This is a genomic window from Leisingera sp. CC-HEC096 (genome assembly GCF_059429235.1).
Genome location: NZ_JCAIJS010000004.1, coordinates 36,253 through 52,582, shown reverse-complemented (window position 1 = coordinate 52,582; position 16,330 = coordinate 36,253). Strand labels below are relative to the sequence as shown.

The 16,330-nt window shown below is 63.6% G+C and carries 11 protein-coding genes and 1 pseudogene; 10 read left to right on the top strand and 2 right to left on the bottom strand.

From position 1 onward, the window contains the following. Window positions 1–75 precede the first annotated feature (75 nt). Window positions 76–1,247: pseudogene (locus tag AC5STI_RS19940) on the bottom strand (IS5 family transposase). Window positions 1,248–1,941: 694 nt separating this feature from the next. Here AC5STI_RS19940 and AC5STI_RS19935 point away from each other — a divergent pair. Further along, a complete protein-coding gene (locus tag AC5STI_RS19935) occupies window positions 1,942–4,323 on the top strand; it encodes a right-handed parallel beta-helix repeat-containing protein (RefSeq protein WP_495448004.1) in 2,382 nt (793 codons plus the stop codon). Window positions 4,324–4,476: 153 nt separating this feature from the next. Here AC5STI_RS19935 and AC5STI_RS19930 read toward each other — a convergent pair whose 3' ends face one another. Beyond that, the gene (locus AC5STI_RS19930; RefSeq protein ID WP_495448003.1) at window positions 4,477–4,683 is read right to left on the bottom strand and encodes a hypothetical protein; all 207 of its coding nucleotides are present in this window, start codon (window positions 4,681–4,683) and stop codon (window positions 4,477–4,479) included. A 346-nt stretch (window positions 4,684–5,029) separates the two neighbouring features. On the opposite strand from AC5STI_RS19930, the gene AC5STI_RS19925 reads away from it, so the two are divergent. From AC5STI_RS19925 to AC5STI_RS19885, 9 genes are all read left to right on the top strand, one after another. After that, entirely contained in the window at window positions 5,030–5,704 is a 675-nt protein-coding gene (locus AC5STI_RS19925) for a sugar transferase (RefSeq protein WP_495448002.1), read from the top strand. 174 nt (window positions 5,705–5,878) lie between these two features. Further along, a complete protein-coding gene (locus AC5STI_RS19920; protein ID WP_495448001.1) occupies window positions 5,879–7,678 on the top strand; it encodes an ABC transporter ATP-binding protein in 1,800 nt (599 codons plus the stop codon). A 69-nt stretch (window positions 7,679–7,747) separates the two neighbouring features. After that, a complete protein-coding gene (locus tag AC5STI_RS19915; RefSeq protein ID WP_495448000.1) occupies window positions 7,748–10,081 on the top strand; it encodes a glycosyltransferase family 4 protein in 2,334 nt (777 codons plus the stop codon). After that, window positions 10,071–11,450, top strand: a complete 1,380-nt coding sequence (locus AC5STI_RS19910; protein ID WP_495447999.1) for an O-antigen ligase family protein — start codon at window positions 10,071–10,073, stop codon at window positions 11,448–11,450. The genes AC5STI_RS19915 and AC5STI_RS19910 overlap by 11 nt, the downstream gene beginning before the upstream one ends. Further along, on the top strand, window positions 11,419–12,390 hold the full coding sequence (locus AC5STI_RS19905; protein WP_495447998.1) for a sulfotransferase family protein: 972 nt from the start codon (window positions 11,419–11,421) through the stop codon (window positions 12,388–12,390). The genes AC5STI_RS19910 and AC5STI_RS19905 overlap by 32 nt, the downstream gene beginning before the upstream one ends. Then, window positions 12,390–13,367 (top strand): UDP-glucuronic acid decarboxylase family protein, encoded by a 978-nt coding sequence (locus AC5STI_RS19900; RefSeq protein WP_495447997.1) that lies wholly within the window; start codon window positions 12,390–12,392, stop codon window positions 13,365–13,367. The genes AC5STI_RS19905 and AC5STI_RS19900 overlap by 1 nt, the downstream gene beginning before the upstream one ends. Beyond that, window positions 13,364–14,209: a glycosyltransferase family 2 protein gene (locus tag AC5STI_RS19895; RefSeq protein ID WP_495447996.1), complete on the top strand. Its 846-nt coding sequence runs from the start codon at window positions 13,364–13,366 to the stop codon at window positions 14,207–14,209. The genes AC5STI_RS19900 and AC5STI_RS19895 overlap by 4 nt, the downstream gene beginning before the upstream one ends. Continuing rightward, window positions 14,202–15,173, top strand: a complete 972-nt coding sequence (locus AC5STI_RS19890; protein ID WP_495447995.1) for a glycosyltransferase family 2 protein — start codon at window positions 14,202–14,204, stop codon at window positions 15,171–15,173. Before AC5STI_RS19895 ends, AC5STI_RS19890 begins: the two co-directional genes overlap by 8 nt. Continuing rightward, window positions 15,154–16,326: a glycosyltransferase family 4 protein gene (locus AC5STI_RS19885; protein ID WP_495447994.1), complete on the top strand. Its 1,173-nt coding sequence runs from the start codon at window positions 15,154–15,156 to the stop codon at window positions 16,324–16,326. Before AC5STI_RS19890 ends, AC5STI_RS19885 begins: the two co-directional genes overlap by 20 nt. The last annotated feature ends 4 nt before the right edge of the window (window positions 16,327–16,330 follow it).

The window sequence follows — 16,330 nt, the reverse complement described above, 5'->3', positions numbered from 1 at the left end:
CTCTCTGAGGGGGCTCTCTTGTCTCCCTTCCGGATCGGGCGGCTGGAAGCAGGCTTGTGGTCACCTCATACAGCCTCATGCCGCCAGCAAGCGGGGCAGCCGGGCGAGATTTCCAGCGGCGAGCGTCAGGATGAAACGCGACCGCACCCGTTCGACGCCGCGATGGACAGTCTGGGACATGCCGCCAGCGGTCTTAGCCCGACCAAACGCCTCCTCGATCCGCTTGCGGTGCTTCTGGGACAGGGCATAGCCTTTGTGCCGGGTTGTGCGCCCGTCGATTGCTGAATGCCGCGCCTTCATGGCGACGTGCGGGGTGACGCAGGCCTGGCGGAGATCCGCGACGAATTCGGCCGCATCGTATCCCTTGTCGGCACCCAAGGTCAGCTGCCGGGTCGATCCGGGGGAGCGGCGGTGCAACATGTCCAGCGCGGCCCTGCGTTCCGCGCGGCCGTCAGCGCGGGTCAGGTCGCCTTGAACAACCAGTCCGTGCCGGTTTTCCATCAGCGCATGCCCCATGAAGCACAGCATTGCCCCCGTGCCGGGAGATTTCTTGTAGAGCCGTGCGTCCGGGTCACTGACAGAAGCATGGGGCGCATTCGAACGTTTCTCGCCCTTGAAGTTGACCTCGGGGTTTCGGCTGCGGCGGTTGGAGCGGGGCATTTGATCGGTCTCGGTTTCGGGTCGGATGGGCTGTGCGGCAGGGGTAATGCATGTCGAAGGCGGGTCTTCCGGCCCATCATCGCCGGGCGGTGTGCCCGCTGCCTTCGGCTGGAAACTCTTCATCGACGCCCAGGCCTTTATGAGCGTGCCATCGACCGAAAAGTGGTCGTCGACAGGAGTGGCGCGACCTCGTGATGCGCCAGGATCGCCGCCATCACCTTGTGCGACATATCGGCTGTCAGCAGCCGGTCGCGGTTCTTGGTGAAGACGGTGGGAACCCAAACAGGGTCATCGATCCCGAGGCCGACAAACCAGCGGAACAGCAGGTTATATTGCATCTGCTCCATCAGTTGCCGCTCGGAGCGGACCGAAAACAGGATTTGCAGCAGGCTCGCCCTGATCAGCCGCTCCGGCGGGATCGAGGGGTGGCCGAAACCAGTGTAAAGCGCCTCGAAATCGGCATCCAGGCTGGCCAGCGCGTCGTTGACTACCTGCCTGATCTTGCGGAGCGGGTGCCGCGCGGGGATGCGCTCTTCCAGATCGACATAGCTGAAAAGCGATCCGCTCGCTTCATCCGTCCCGCGCATCATCACACCCCGCCGAAGTTGTGCTGAGGGTGAATCATGTTCCTCAGACCGCGTCGAGAGCCGACTTCTTCAGCAGCCTGCTAGGGTTAGGCCTGCTGCGGACCGCCAATGCCGGCAGGTTTTCTGTTCCAGAATTGCAGAGGCAGAGTTTCAGCATCGGCGGTGCGGGAGACATGCGGCCTGAAAAGCTGCGATTCGCAATTGCGGATCTTTGTCTTGTGGGCCGGACGCCGATCTCTGCCGAACAACGGCCAAGCAGTTTTGCGTGCAGGGTTTTTGCTTGCTCTGTTGCCTTAAGCCCCGCGTCCACTGGTGTGACGCGAGGCAGGATACACCCGCTCCACTGTTACATAACAGCCCCGCTTTTTCCCAGACTTTCAACGCCTGCCCTTGAGCGGGTTCCTGCCGTTGCGCGGTTATTTGCGGACGGTTTACGGGGCGAGCGGCTGAAATAAGCCGGCTTCCCGCCCGGATCTGATCGGGGGTTTCCGCACGGGGCGGCGGCAATTAGGTCGCTGCCAGGTTTTACCAGTTCGCTGTCCGGCGGTGAGGGAACAGAGATATCTGCGGCGCCCGGGATCTCCCCCGGTGCTTCAGGCCCGTCTTCATGACCCGCCTCCGGTCAGTGCTGTTTCGCAATGTAAGAGTGTCGGCCGCACCGCTGCGCGGCTGATCGCCAGTGAAAGGAAATCACATGACCGTTTGGCATTCGTCTGACCTCGGCTGGTCCGCGGGTCAGGATGTCTCCAGCGCGTTTGCGTCGCTGCTGTCGAGCAACAAGTTCAAAGCCGGGGATACGCTGGTTCTTGAAGACACCTTCAAGATCTCGGGGTCGAACCTGCGGCTGCCGGAGAACTTCACGCTGACCGCCGAGCAGGGCGCGGGCCTGGATGTGCGCACCACCTCGGCCACCGACACCTCGGCGCTGTTCATCCTGTCCAGCGGGGTCACGGTGGACAATGTCACCTTCGACGTGGTGAACGCGCCCCAGACCGGCTACCGCGGCGCCAACCCGGTGTCGGGCACCGATTACCACACCAAGCGCGTCCTGGTCGTCGACGGCGATGGGGTGAGCGTCGAGAACAGCGCGTTTTCCGGCAATGTCTCGATGCACATCGATGTGCAGAACGGCGACCGGTTCACCCTGGACGGCACCGCCTTTGAGGGCGGCTTCTATCAGGTCCGCATCGTGGGCGGCGATGACGCCACGGTGACCGGCAGCCACTTTAAGAACTCGCTGGGCGACGGCATCAAGACCACCGCCACCCCCACCGGCGACGGCCCCGAGCGGATGACAGTGTCCGGCAGCTTCTTTGAGGGCAACCACCGCGACGGGATTGACTCGGCGGGCGGCTTCAAAGACGGCAAGGTCCTGAATACGGTGTTCTACGACAACGGCGTCAGCGGCATTGACATCAAGAGCCTGTACTATATCAGCTCCGATTTCGACCCCAGCAAGCAAAACAGCAACATCCGCATTGCAGGCAGCGAGTTCATCGACAGCCCTAACGGGGTTGTTGTCACCGTGCTCAACCGCAACGGCCTGCTGACCGAAAGCAACGGGCATATGATGCCGCATGACATCCATGTCAGCGACACGATCTTCGAAAACAACGCCTCCACCTATACAGGCGCCTTCCTGATCAAGGACGGCTACGACATCACCTGGGAAGGGGTTTCTCTGCTCGGAAACGTCGGCGAGATGCGTTTCCTCGGTGCCGAAGGCCCCAGCCTTTCCGGCACCAATATCGGCGGCGACATTGAAACCACCGGCGCGGCGCGGAAACTGTCCGCCAGCGAGCTGTGGTCCGGTTCTGCCGGCCCGGTTGCAGGCGGCGGGTCCGGCGGCGGCACAACACCTGCGCCTGAGCCCGAGCCCGCTCCTGAACCTGAGCCCGAGCCGGCCCCGGAGGAAGACACTTCCGTCCCGGCCGGAAGCGGGGAACTGCTGTTCCAGCGTTCGGGCGCAATGGAGTTCAACGGAACGGCCGCCAATGTGATCGAGGTGGCGCCGTCCGCCGGCACAAAGGCCCAAGCCGCAACGATTTCCTTTGAGTTCAATGCGGACAAGGTCAGCGGCACCCAGGGGCTTGTGTCCAAGGATGCCCGCGGCACAACCGTGAACGACGGCCATTTCACCTCCTACATCAAGGACGGCACCTTGCACGTCCGTTACCAGGAAGGGGCGGCCTCCAAGACGCTCAAGATGGAAGGCATTGAGGCGCACAAGGACTATGACGTGCGCACCAGCTTTGGCGACGGCCAGGTGTCCCTGTGGGTCAATGGTGAGCTGGCCAGCACTGCCGCCTTTGACGTGGACTGGCTGGACAACAACGAATTCCTGCAGATCGGTGCAAACGGCTGGGCCAGCGCGTCCGGCGAGGCCGGTTTCCGGAATGCCTTTGACGGAACCATCTCGAACGTCGGGATCACCGAAGGATTCAACACCGCAGCGGCCGGCGGCGGTGAAACCGGGACCGGCACGGACTCTTCCGTGGAGGATACGGGCAGCCAGCAGCCGGGCTCCAGCCTGCCTGCGCTTTCCGACGTCTTCGAGCTGGATGGCCCGGTGGAGTTCGACGGCACGAAGGGCTCGGTGCTGGAGTTTGCGCCGGACCAGGCCCTGCAGGCTGAAGCCGCCGAGATCTCCTTCATCTTCAATGCTGATACCGTCAGCGGTCGCCAGGGGCTGGTCTCAAAAGATGCCTATGGCGCCGATGTCGATGACGGGCATTTCACCAGCTACATCAGCAATGGCTCGCTTTTTGTGCGGTTCCAGGAAGGCAATGCGTCGGAAACCTTCGAAGTCACCGGCATTGAGGCGGACACCGACTATTCCGTCAGCGCCAGCTTCGGCGGCGGCAAGGTTGCGCTGCGGCTGAACGGGGAGCTGGCCGGAGAGGCGGACTTCGAGTTCGATTGGCTCGACAACGTTGAGCACCTGCAAGTCGGCGCCAACGGCTGGGCCAGTAAATCGGGCGAAGCGGGCTTCCGCGATGCCTTTGACGGCACCATCAGCGATCTGGCCATCACCACTGGCAGCGCGGCGCTGAGCGACGAGTTCCTGCTCGTCTGACAACAATGCGGTGCAGGGCACGTTCCTGCACCGCAGCTGCCCGCGGGGCGGCGCATGAAAGACCAGAGCGCAGCCGTGCTCTGCACAAGAAAGGACGGCGGCACGGGGCCTGCGGGAGCCGGCCGTTATTTCTCCGCAAACCCCTGCGAGCCCCTAGCGCCGCAAGCCATGCCGGAATAACAGTATGCCATATGCTCCAGATTCAAGGTCCAGCATGGCGATTCCTTCGTTCTTTATATCAGTTTGCGCAATGTGGATTTCCGCATTTTTCCTTTGGTTGTTTTTAGAATTAACATTTATATTTTCGGTTGCAATTGGCTTTCTCATTTCAATCCCTCTGTTTTTCGCCGTGCTTTTCATGGGTAAATTTGTTTCAATAAAATCAATGCCTTCAAGGGCGCGCGGGCGTATTTCTGGGGAAACCAATTAAGCCGGCGCCGTTTAAATTTTCCGGCGCGGTTTTCAGCAGATATTCCTAAAATTTTACCTTGGCAGAACGGCGGCCGGACGGCATACTTGTACCGCGGCCTGCTTGCAGTGTGTTCCAAAGGCCGCATGTGAGGGGTCTGGGGGGACTGATTTTCACAGATTCAAACGCCCATCCCGCCTGTTTTCAGGGCTGGATTATTTGTTTCGGGCAGCCGGTTTCTGTGCTCTCCCTGTTTGGGTTTAGTAGACGGTTACAAGTTAAATGAAAAATGGTGTTATGTTAAAGGTCGCCGCCAAGAGGTATTATTACCCTGGCGGAGAGGGGGAAAATCTTTCGGGGGCGTTCACCCGCGCAGCGAAACGGCGCGCCTACCTGATTTCCAAACGTGCGGCGGATATCCTGATCAGCCTGGCTTCCCTGCCGCTGCTGCTTGGGATTTGCTGTGTTCTGCTGTGCCTGAACCCCTTCCGGAACCCGGGGCGGCTGTTCTTCCTGCAGCAGCGCTGCGGCCGCAACAGGCAGGGGTTCACAATGATCAAGTTCCGCACCATGACCCGCAGCGGCGCAGGCTGCCGGGGGGCGGATGATCCTTTGGAGACATCCCGCATCACCCCTCTGGGGCACTGGATGCGCGACACCAAGCTCGATGAGCTGCCGCAGATCCTGAATGTTCTGATGGGGCAGATGAGCCTGATCGGCCCGAGGCCTGAAATCTTCTCTTTTGCTGAAACCTACCGGCAGGCCATTCCCGGATATGACATCCGCGAAACGGTCAAGCCGGGCATGAGCGGCTATGCGCAAGTGACCCAGGGCTACACGGATTGCATCGAGATGGCCCGGGAGAAACTCGAGCTGGACGCCCACTATGTCCGCAACATGGGGTGGCGGCTGGATCTTTTCGTATTAGTTGCAACAATCAAGATCGTGTTTGGCTGGCCGCCGCGCCTGTAACGAAAGCAGTCTTGTGCATTGTGATTTGGTATTGGTTTCAGTGAAGCTGAGCGGGGCGGCCATGGCGCGCCCTGCCGGCGTCTTTCAGAAAACAGGGCGGCCGCGGCCGCCGCATGTTCCCGGCAATTCCGCCCCGCGCCGGAGGCGCATTTCCGCACATTGCCGGAGGCCGTCATGAAAAGCCTGAAGCTGGCCCTGCGCCTGCTCACGCCGGCGGAGCGCAAGACGGCGATGCTCATCATGCCGCTCATTATCCTGAGCGGATTTGCGGACATGGTGGGCGTTGCAATGATCTTCCCCTTTCTCAAGGTGCTCGGCGAACCCGGGCTCATTCAGTCAAACAGCTACTTGTCATACGTCTACACAAAGGGCGGTTTCAGCAGCGCCGATGAGTTCATTTTTGTGCTGGGCAGCGTGTTCTTCGTCATGCTCATCGCCACCGCGGGGTTGAAGATACTGACCGTCTATGTCGCCAACCGCTGGCTGGAAGGGCGCATTCACAGCCTGTCGAAACGCCTGCTGACGGCTTATCTCAAGCAGCCCTATCCGTTCATGCTGCTGCGCAACAGCAGCGAGCTTGTGGCGAATATGCTGTCGGAGACGGCCCGCATCGTCTCGCAGATCTTCCGGGCGTTTTCAGAGTTTGTGGTCTCGGCCGTGACATTGTTCTTCCTGGTGGCGCTGCTGCTGGTGATCAACCCGTCGGTCACCCTGCTAGCGATGGGGACATTCTCAGGGCTTTATGCGGTGATGCTGCTGTCCGTGCGCCGGATCTCAACCCGGCTCGGCCTGACTATCCTCAGCACCAACCGCAAACGGCACCGGCTGGCAATGGAGGCGCTGATCGGCGGCAAACAGGTCCGGCTGCTGAACCGGGAGCGGAACTTGGTGGAACGGTATTCGGAGCCGTCGTCCGGCTATGCCAATGCGACTGCGCTGTCCAACACCGTCCGGATGGCGCCGCGGCACATCATCGAATCCGTGGCGATCGGCGGCACTGTGCTGCTGACCCTGTTTCTGTCCGCCCGCAGCGGCGGCACCGGCAGCGCCGCGATGGCCAGTATGCTGCCGACGCTCGGGGTGTTTGTCCTGGCGCTTTACCGCATGATGCCGGCGTTCCAGCGGGGCTATAACGCCTCTGTTTCCCTGCGGCTGAGCAGCGCCTCCGCGAACTCCATCCTGGAGGATTTCAAGAGTGCGGAAGACCTGCCGCCCTTGCCCAGCGCGGTTGTTCCCATGCGCTTCCGCGAGAGCATCGAGTTCAAGGATGTGTCCTTCCGCTATCCCGGCGCGGAGGAAGACAGCCTGAAAAACGTGACCTTCACGATTGCAGCGGGCATGTCCGTGGGCATTGTCGGCCGGACAGGGGCCGGCAAGACAACCCTGATGGATCTGATCCTGGGACTGCTGGAACCGGACAGCGGTGAAATCCGGATTGACGGCCGCAGGCTGTCGCACAGCGAAATCCGGTCCTGGCGCGCAAATGTCGGCTATGTCCAGCAGGACATCTACCTGAGCGATGCCACGGTGGCGCAGAATATCGCCTTTGGCGTCCCCGAAGCGGATATTGATGCCGGGAAACTGCAGGCTGCGGCGCGCATGGCGCAGATCGACGATTTCATCCTCAACGAGCTGCCCGATGGCTACGAAACCTTTGTCGGAGAGCGCGGGGTGCGGCTGTCCGGCGGCCAGCGGCAGCGCCTGAGCATTGCCCGCGCCCTTTACCCCGAGCCGGGAGTCATCGTGTTCGACGAGGCGACCAGTGCCCTCGACAACGCCACCGAGGCGCAGGTGATGGCGGAGATCTCCAAGCTGGCGGGCTCGCAGACGCTGATCATGGTGGCCCACCGGCACACGACGGTGCGCGACTGCGACATCATCCTGACGCTGGAGGACGGGGCGCTGGCATCCATCGCCGATTACGACAGCCTGTTCGGGGCCGGCACGCATATCACCGTTGCAGCCGGGGGGTGATCCGATGAGCCTTGCCAAAATCCGGGCGGGCCAAGACCGGGCAGGGCTGTGGCGGCCGGGAGGCGGCCGATGATACGCGTGGCGTTCGGATCGGTGCCGAAAGACAGCGGAACCTTCACCTTCTACCGCAACATGCGGCCTGCGCTGCTGGAGCATGGCATTGACCTGCGCTGTGTCGCGGCGGGCCGCGATCAGGCCAGCTTGACCGATCCGGCGTTTGCCGATGACGGATGCGTCCTGCTGGCTGCAAGAAGCACAAGCCTGAAGACGCAGGCCCGCGCATTTGCTGACTGGTGTGCGGCCGAACAGATAGACGCGGTGTTCGGCGTCAACTCGCCCGCCATCCTGAGCGCTTTGCCGCATCTCCCCGCACATGTGCGGGCCCTGGCCCGCTGCGCCAACGGGTTCGAGGAAGGCTACCGGCTCACTCTGGTTGGCCAGGAGCGGCTGGCGCGGATCGTGGCGCTGACGCCGCGGCTGCAGGAGGACCTGATAACCGGCTACGGCGTCAGCCCGGACAAAATTGCCCTGATCCCCAACGGGGTGCCGCCGGAACGGTTCGCCGGGGCGGCCCGGGCGGTGCGGGGCAGGGGCGGCGTCCTGACGCTGGGGTTCCTTGGCCGGCTGGAGCACCGGCAGAAAGGGGTCATGCACCTGCCTGCCATTCTGCGCCATCTCGAAGACGCCAAGGTGCCGTTCCAGCTGCAGATCGCGGGGCAGGGCAAGGACGAGGCGGACCTGCGCCGGGCGCTTGCCGGGCTGGCTGACCCGGGCGCTGTGCGCTTTCTCGGCAGCCTGTCCCCCGGGGATATTCCGGGGTTTCTGGAAGAGACGGATGTCTTTCTGTTCCCGTCGCATTTCGAAGGCTGCCCGAACGCCTTGCTGGAGGCGATGGCGGCCGGCGCTGTCCCGGTTGCCTGGCAGCTGCCGGGCATCACCGATTTCCTGATCGAGGCAGGCCAAACCGGGTTCCTGGCGGAGACTGGCGGCACTGCGGAGTTTGCCAAGCATATCGAACGCCTGGCACGGGACCGGGCGCAGCTGCAGGCGATGAGCCAGGCCGTATCGGCAGCCGCCCGCAGCCGGTTTTCGCGCGAGACATGCGTGCATGCCTATGCCGGGCTCTTTGAGGCGGTGATGTCGGAACCGCCGCCGGACTGGCAGCCTGTGCCCTGGAGCAGCTTTCAGACGCCTGCGCTGTTCCGGCAGCACCCTCTGGCCCGGTTCCTGCCGGCAAAGCAGCGCAAGGCCCTGCGCGGCGTCCTCAAGGGGCTGCGCAGGCGCCCGCCCCCCGCCGCTCCGGACCAGGCGGCGCGGCCGCGGGTTTTTCAGATCATCAACAGCATCGACATGCAACGCGGCGGCGCCGAGCGGATGGCCCGCAGCCTGCACGGCCAGCTGCAGTCGGAAGGGATCGAGGCGCATCTGGTCTCGCTGGAGGGCTTCGGGGAGGGCGGCGTGCCGGAGGGGGCGGTGTCGCTTGGGGTGAACAGCCCCTATGACCCGCGCGCTTTCAGCCGGCTGGCGGCCTATGCCAGGCGGCACATCCGCCCCAGCGACGTTGTGCATGCGCATCTGTTTCCCGCCAGCCTGTACCTGTCGCTCCTGGTGCGGGCCGGCGTGGTGGGCGCGCCGGTGCTCTTCACCGAGCACAGCACCTCGAACAACCGCAGGTCCAGCCTGTTCGGCCGGGCCATCGACAGGCAGGTCTACGGCGCCTTCAAGCAGATCATTGCAATCAGCCAGGGGGTCAGCACCGAGCTGAGGAAGGCCCGCCCCTGGGTCAAGGGGGTCACGGTGATCCCCAATGGCTGCCGCCTGTTCTTCGACAGGCCCATCCGGCGTGCGCCTAAAACTGAGCCTTTGACCTTGCTGTCGGTCGGCCGCCTGACCCCGGCCAAGAACTACGGCGCGGCCCTGGAGGCACTGGCGCAGCTGATGCCCTGCAACCTGCGCTATGTGATTGCTGGCGGCGGGCCTGAGCTTGAGGCGCTGCGCCGCACCGCCGCGCGGCTGGGCCTGTCCGAAGCGGTGGAGTTTGCGGGATATGTGCCGGACATCCGGGCTCTGCTGCAGGAGGCGGACATCTTCCTGATCCCCTCCTTGTGGGAAGGCTTCGGCCTGGCGGCGGTGGAAGGCATGAATGCGGCTTTGCCTGTCATTGCCTCTGATGTTGCGGGACTGCGCGAGGTTGTCGGCCCCGACGGGCAGGCCGCCCTGCTGGTCGATCCGGGGCAGCCTGCCAGCATCGCGACTGCCATCCGCTGCCTGGCGGACTCCCCGGATTTGCGTAGGCAGCTGGGGCAAAACGGCTTTGAGCGGTCGCAGAGCTTCAAAATCGAAGACTTCGTGAGCGCCCACCTGAATCTATACGCCAAAGTGAGGCACGGCTATGGCCTATAGACCTCACCAGACAACCCCGGGCATCGGCCTGTTCGCCGTCTTCGTGTTTGTCCTCGTTGCGGTGCCCAGGCTGAATATCAAACTGGGCCCTGTGCCTGTCTACATGATCGATCTGCTGATCCTGATGCTGATCCTGAAGGCGCAGAGCCTGCCTGCGGTCCGGGGGCGCCGGATGTTTTCCACAACCGTCAAGGTGATTCTGTCTCTCGCACTCGCCAGTGAACTGATCGGGATCCTGACCTTCGGCACCTTGCAGGATTCCTTGTATATTTCCATCCGCACCTGCCTGGCCTTCAGCGTTTTCTTCATCACCGGCCTGATGGTGCGGACGCCGCAGGATGTGTCCGTGATTTTACGCGCGGCGGTGCTGGGGATGCTGGTCACCGCGTCCTTGATGATCCTCACTTCGCTGCCGATGACGCGGGTCTTCGTTGTGGACCTGGTGTTTTCGAACAAGTTCCTTGAGCCCGCCGCGGACGGGGTGGGCGCGCATTACAGCGCCGGAGACAGCGGTGTCCGCGGCCGGACCTTGGTCGGGGTTTCGATCCTGGGCGCCTCATTCATCAATGTATGCTGGCCGCTTGCGGCGCTGCTGCTGCGCTGGCCGTGGCGGCTTGGGCCGGCCTGGCGGGGGATCACGCTGACCGCCTGCCTGCTGGCGCCGATGGGGGTTGTGATGAGCTATTCCCGAGGGCCGATCCTGGGCAGCCTGCTCATCCTGCTGACGGTGTTGCTCTACGGGCTCAAGCATGTGCGCCGGGGGATTTTGCTTCCAGTCGCGGTCTGCACCACCGTCATTCTGGCCGTGGGCATTTCCTCCCAGCTCTTTTTCTTTGACCGCCTGTCGAACCGCAGCCAGGCGATCTTGGAAAATCCCTACCAGGATGAGCGCGAAAGCGAGCGTATCCTGGCCTATATCGAGCCGCTCCAGCACGTTGCCGAGGAGCCGCAGTTCCTGCTGCTGGGGGAGGGGATCACCGTCAGGTATTCGGAGCCCCGGGCGGTTCCTGAGCAGGCCGGCAAGGCGACGCATGCCACATTTGCGATGGCATATTACAGCTATGGGATGCTGGCTGCGCTCCTGTACGGCGCCGTGGTGCTGAATGCGTTTCACGCCACCCGGCAGCTCGCCAGGCGCAAAAACTCCTTTACGGGATTGCTGTCGCAGTCGCTGCTGCTGTCCGTCGTCGCCCTGCTGCCGTGGGTTGCGTTCGGGCATGCTCCGGTCTCGACGCCGCGCGGTGCAATGCTTTTCTTCCTTGTCATTGGACTTATTTCGTCTCTTGCGAACTTTTCCGAAATGCCGCGGCGGGTCAAACCAGCGAAACGGAGGTCTCATGCCCAGCATCGTGCTCCTGCTTTCAGATAAGCGTTCTGGCTCAACGATGTTCCAGGACGAAATCTGCCGGCATCCTGCCGTTCAGACCGTGCCCTATTCGCCGCATTCCAATCTGGAGACCCACTGGTGGCTGACGGCCGCGGTGCTGCTGCGGCGCCCGGATCAGCTGTTCAGCTCGGGGCAGGCATATGGCGGCTATGGCAGCCGGGCGAATGCGCGCGCCTATATGGTTGATCTGCTGGCGCAATGCGTGCCGGAGTTCCAGCCGCCCGCAGACGACCGGGCGCTTGTCTTCGAGGGCTGGGAAGCCTTGTGCCAGACCTATGCGCGCCCGGTGTTCTTTGAAAAATCGCCGCAGTTCCTTGCCAACTGGGCGGCGCTGAGTCTGATCCTGGAATGGATGCAGACCACCAAGCTTGATGTGAAGATCGTGGCCATGGTCCGCAACCCGCACGGCACGATTTATTCCGCCGCCGCGCTCTTCGGCACGGATCCGGGCAAGCGGCAGTACGGCTGGCTCGAAATTTGCCGCAATTTGCTGGCTTTTGAACAGATGCTACCCGAAGGCAGGCTCCTGACGGTCCGCTATGAGGATCTGGTGCAGGCGCCTGTTGAAGGCTTCGCCGGAATCTGCCGGTTCATCGGCATAGAGCCCGACCCCCGGGTCGGCTCCGGCACACATGCGAAATCCTCTGAAAAATGGAAACAGGACGGCCGCTACACTTTGCAGCTTGATCCCGCGGTTCAGCAGATCGCACGGCACTTCGGCTACAGCAGCGCAGACCTGGCCAACCCGCTGGAGGCCGGTGCAGGCGGGCCGCTGAATACGCCCAAGCGCCGGTCGCCCCGGCTGCGCGTCAACCGGCTCAGGGACAGGTTTGTGCAGCCGGTCCTGCTCCGCTTCCGCAGGGCCTTTGGCCGGAAACGGGCAAAAGACGATTCACTTAGGAACCCAGGTGTGGAGTCATAATGAGTATCAACAAACAGGTATTGGTGACAGGCGGCGCAGGTTTTATCGGGTCTCATCTGATCGACCGGCTGATAGCGGATGGCGCCGACGTCTTGTGCGTCGACAATTTTTACACCGGAACAAAACCGAACATCTATCACCTGAAGAACAACGTGCATTTCGAGCTGATACGCCACGATGTCACGTTCCCGCTCTATGTCGAGGTGGACGCGATCTACAATCTCGCCTGCCCGGCCTCTCCGGTCCACTACCAGCACGACCCGATCCAGACCACGAAAACCAGCGTGCATGGCGCCATCAACCTGCTGGGGCTGGCCAAGCGCCTCAAGTGCCCGATCCTGCAAGCCTCCACCAGCGAAGTCTACGGCGATCCCAAGGTGAACCCGCAGCGGGAGGACTACTGGGGCAATGTCAATCCGATCGGCCCGCGGTCCTGCTACGACGAGGGCAAGCGCTGTGCGGAAACGCTGTTCTTCGACTATCACCGGCAGACCGGGCTGGATGTCAAAGTGGCGCGCATCTTCAACACCTATGGCCCCAGAATGCATCCCAATGACGGGCGCGTGGTGTCGAATTTCATCGTGCAGGCGCTGAAAGGCGAGCCGATCACGCTGTTCGGCGACGGGATGCAGACCCGGTCGTTCTGCTATGTCAGCGACCTTGTCGAGGCGATCGTGCGCTTCATGGGGGCGGGCCCCGGCTGCCATGGCCCGATGAACCTGGGCAACCCGGTCGAGATCACCATCCGCGAGCTGGCGGAGCGGGTGGTGGAAATGACCGGCTCGCAGTCCGAGATCGTCTACCGGCCGCTGCCGCAGGATGACCCGATGCAGCGCCGCCCGGATATTTCGCTGGCCAAGCGCGAGCTGGACTGGGCGCCCTCGGTTCCGCTGGAGGAAGGGCTGAGCAAGACAATCAGCTATTTTGACGGCCTGCTGTCCGGACCGGGCGCGGGTCTCGCCAAGGCGGCCCGATGAGCCCGTTTGAGCGCGCCCCCGCCACCCTGGGCGTTGTGGCCATCAGCTACAACGAGGAAGAGGATCTGCCCGGGTTTCTGGCCAACCTGATCGGCTGGGTCGATGAGATCATCATTGTGGATGACGGCTCGACCGACCGCACCGAAGAGATCTGCGCGGCGGCGGGCGGCAACGTCCGGTTTCTCCGGTCGCCGCGCAAGCCCGGCGAATATTACAGCGATCAGCGCAACAAGGGCATCGACGCCGCCGCCAGCGACTGGCTGCTGCATATGGATATCGACGAGCGGGTCTCCCGCGAGCTGGCCGGCGAAATCCGGGACGCCATCAAGAATGAGCAGATGGACGGCTACCGGTTCCGGCGCCTCAATCATTTCATGCACCGGCCGATGCAGGGCGGCGGCTGGCAGGACTGGAACCTGATCCACCTGGCCCGGCGCGGCTTGTTCCGCTTCGGCGGCATGTTCCACGAGACCTGCCACCTGGATGCCCCCGCGCAAAGGGTCGGCCAGCTCAGCGGCAAGATGATCCACTTCAACGAGCATAACTTCGAAAAGCGCCTGAAGAAGAGCTCCACCTATCTGGAGGAGGTCGTCAAGCACGTCGAGGAGAGCAAACGGCAGATCCGCGGCTGGCAGATCCTGTGGGCGCCGGCCAAGGAATTCCTGAAGAAGTACTTTTACAAGAAGGGGTTTCTTGATGGCACGCCGGGGCTGATTTCGGCGCTGCACTCGGCCACGGCCGTCTTCCGCGCCTATGCGCTGGTGTGGGACCGGCAGAACCGCATTTCGCGGGCGGAACTGGAGCGGCAGGTGTCCTGGGCGGCGGCGGACCGCAATGGCTGACGCGCCGCCAAAGGTCTCGGTGGTGGTGCCCACGTATAACCGGGAGCACCTGATTTGCGAGGCGCTGGACAGCGTGCAGGCGCAGACCTTCCGCGACCTGGAAATCATTGTCATCGACGACGGGTCGGAGGATGACACCGTGGCACGGGTCAGCGCTTGGGCAGAAACGGTGCCGCTGCCGGTGGTTTATGAAAAACAGCCGAACGCAGGCGGCAATGCGGCCCGCAACCGCGGCATAGACAGGGCGCGCGGCCGGTTCGTCGCCTTTCTGGACAGCGACGACCTGTGGCATCCGCAGAAGATCGAAAAGCAGATGGCGCGGCTGGCAGCGCGTCCGGAGTTCGGGGCGGTCTACTGCGGCCTGCGGGAAACCGATGCCGAAAGCGGCCGGGTGATCGCGCAGCCGCGCCATGCCTTCCCGGAAGGCGGCCTGCTGAACGCCTTGCTGGTCAGCGATGTCACCGCGCCGACCTCGGCTTATCTTGCAGAACGGCGGCTGCTGATCGAGGCCGGCAAATTCGATCTTGCGCTTGCCGCCCGGCAGGACTGGGACATGTGGATACGCCTTGCCCGGCTGGCCCCGATCGGCTGTGTTCCGGAGGTTCTGGTGGATCTGCGCCAGCATCCGGGGCCGCGGACCGTTTCGGATCCGGCGCGGGAGCTGCGCGCGCACAAGCGGATCCTGGACAAATACGCGGCGCTGCGGCGGCGCCGCGCCTGGTGGCTGCCGCTGGCGGCCCGGGCAAGCTTTCACCGCCGCACCGGGCGGGTGCAGTTCCACTACCTGGGCAGGCGCGGGGCCGCCATTCGCCACTATCTGACTGCGATTGCGCTGTGGCCGTTTGCGGCGGATTCCTGGGCCGCCCTGCTTGGCGCGTTTCTGCCCGCAGGGATCCGCGGCCGGCTCCGGCGCCGCTGGAACAGCGTATTCGGGAGGACATTTCTTGCAATCCGCAACCATTGAACGCGCAGGCATGATCCCCGGGCAGGGGCTGCGGGTTGCCTGTTTCGCCAATCAGTTCGGCGACCGGCAGGGGCATGGGCTGGCCCGTTACGCGCGGGAGCTGCTGGAGGCGCTGCGGAGCGCGGGCGGGACCGAGATCATCCCTGTTGCCGGATGGTCGGGGCTGGAGCCGGAGGCGCTTGCCGCGCGCCAGCAGGAGACCGGGCTGAAGCTCACCGGGCTTGGCCGCCGCGGCACCTCGCTGCTCTGGACGTTTCTCGGGCGCCCGTCCCTGGAGGCCTGCCTGGACGCGCCGGTCGATGTGGTCCACGCCGTCTCCCTCGGCTACCCGGTGGCCACCCGGAAGCCCCTGGTGGTGACAATTCACGACCTGGGCCCGTTGATCCGCCCGGACTACTTCCGCAACACCCGCCCCTGGGTCATGCAGCGCAGCCTCGACCAGGCGGTGCGGCAGGCGGATGTCATTGCCTGCGTGTCGCAATACACCGCCGACACCGTCCGGGAGTATGCAGGCCCAAGCGTCGAATCCCGGCTGCGGGTTGTGCTGGAAGGCGTTTCGGAGGCGTTTTTCACCCCGGCGGACCCGGCGCTGCTGCACCGGTTCAGCTTGCCGCCCGGTGTCCCGTTCATCCTGTCCGCAGGGGCGGCCAGCCCGCGCAAGAACCTGGCCGGCCTGCTGCGGGCGATGACGGTTCTGGGCAGCAGCATCCCGCATCATCTGGTGCTGGCCGGCGGCGCAGGCTGGGACAGCGGGGAAATTGCCCAAGCGCTTGCCGCACCGGCGCTGCGCAACCGCGTGCACAGTCTTGGCTACGTGTCCGACCCGGAACTGCGGGCGCTGTACCAGGCGGCGGATCTGTACGTGCACCCGTCGCTGTTCGAAGGCTTCGGCCTGCCGGTTCTTGAAGCCATGGCCAGCGGCACCCCCGTGGTTGCCTCGGACCGGACCTCGCTGCCCGAGGTGGCGGGCGAGGCAGGATGCCTGTGCGATGCCTCGGATCCCGAGGCGCTGGCCGCCGCCATCCTGCAGGTCTGCGGCTCCGAAGACCTGCGCGCCCGCATGGCGGCTCAGGGCAGGCGCCGGGCCCGGCAATTCAGCTGGTCAAGCTGCGCCCGCACCATGGCCGGAATTTACAGTGATGCAGTGTCGTGAGGTG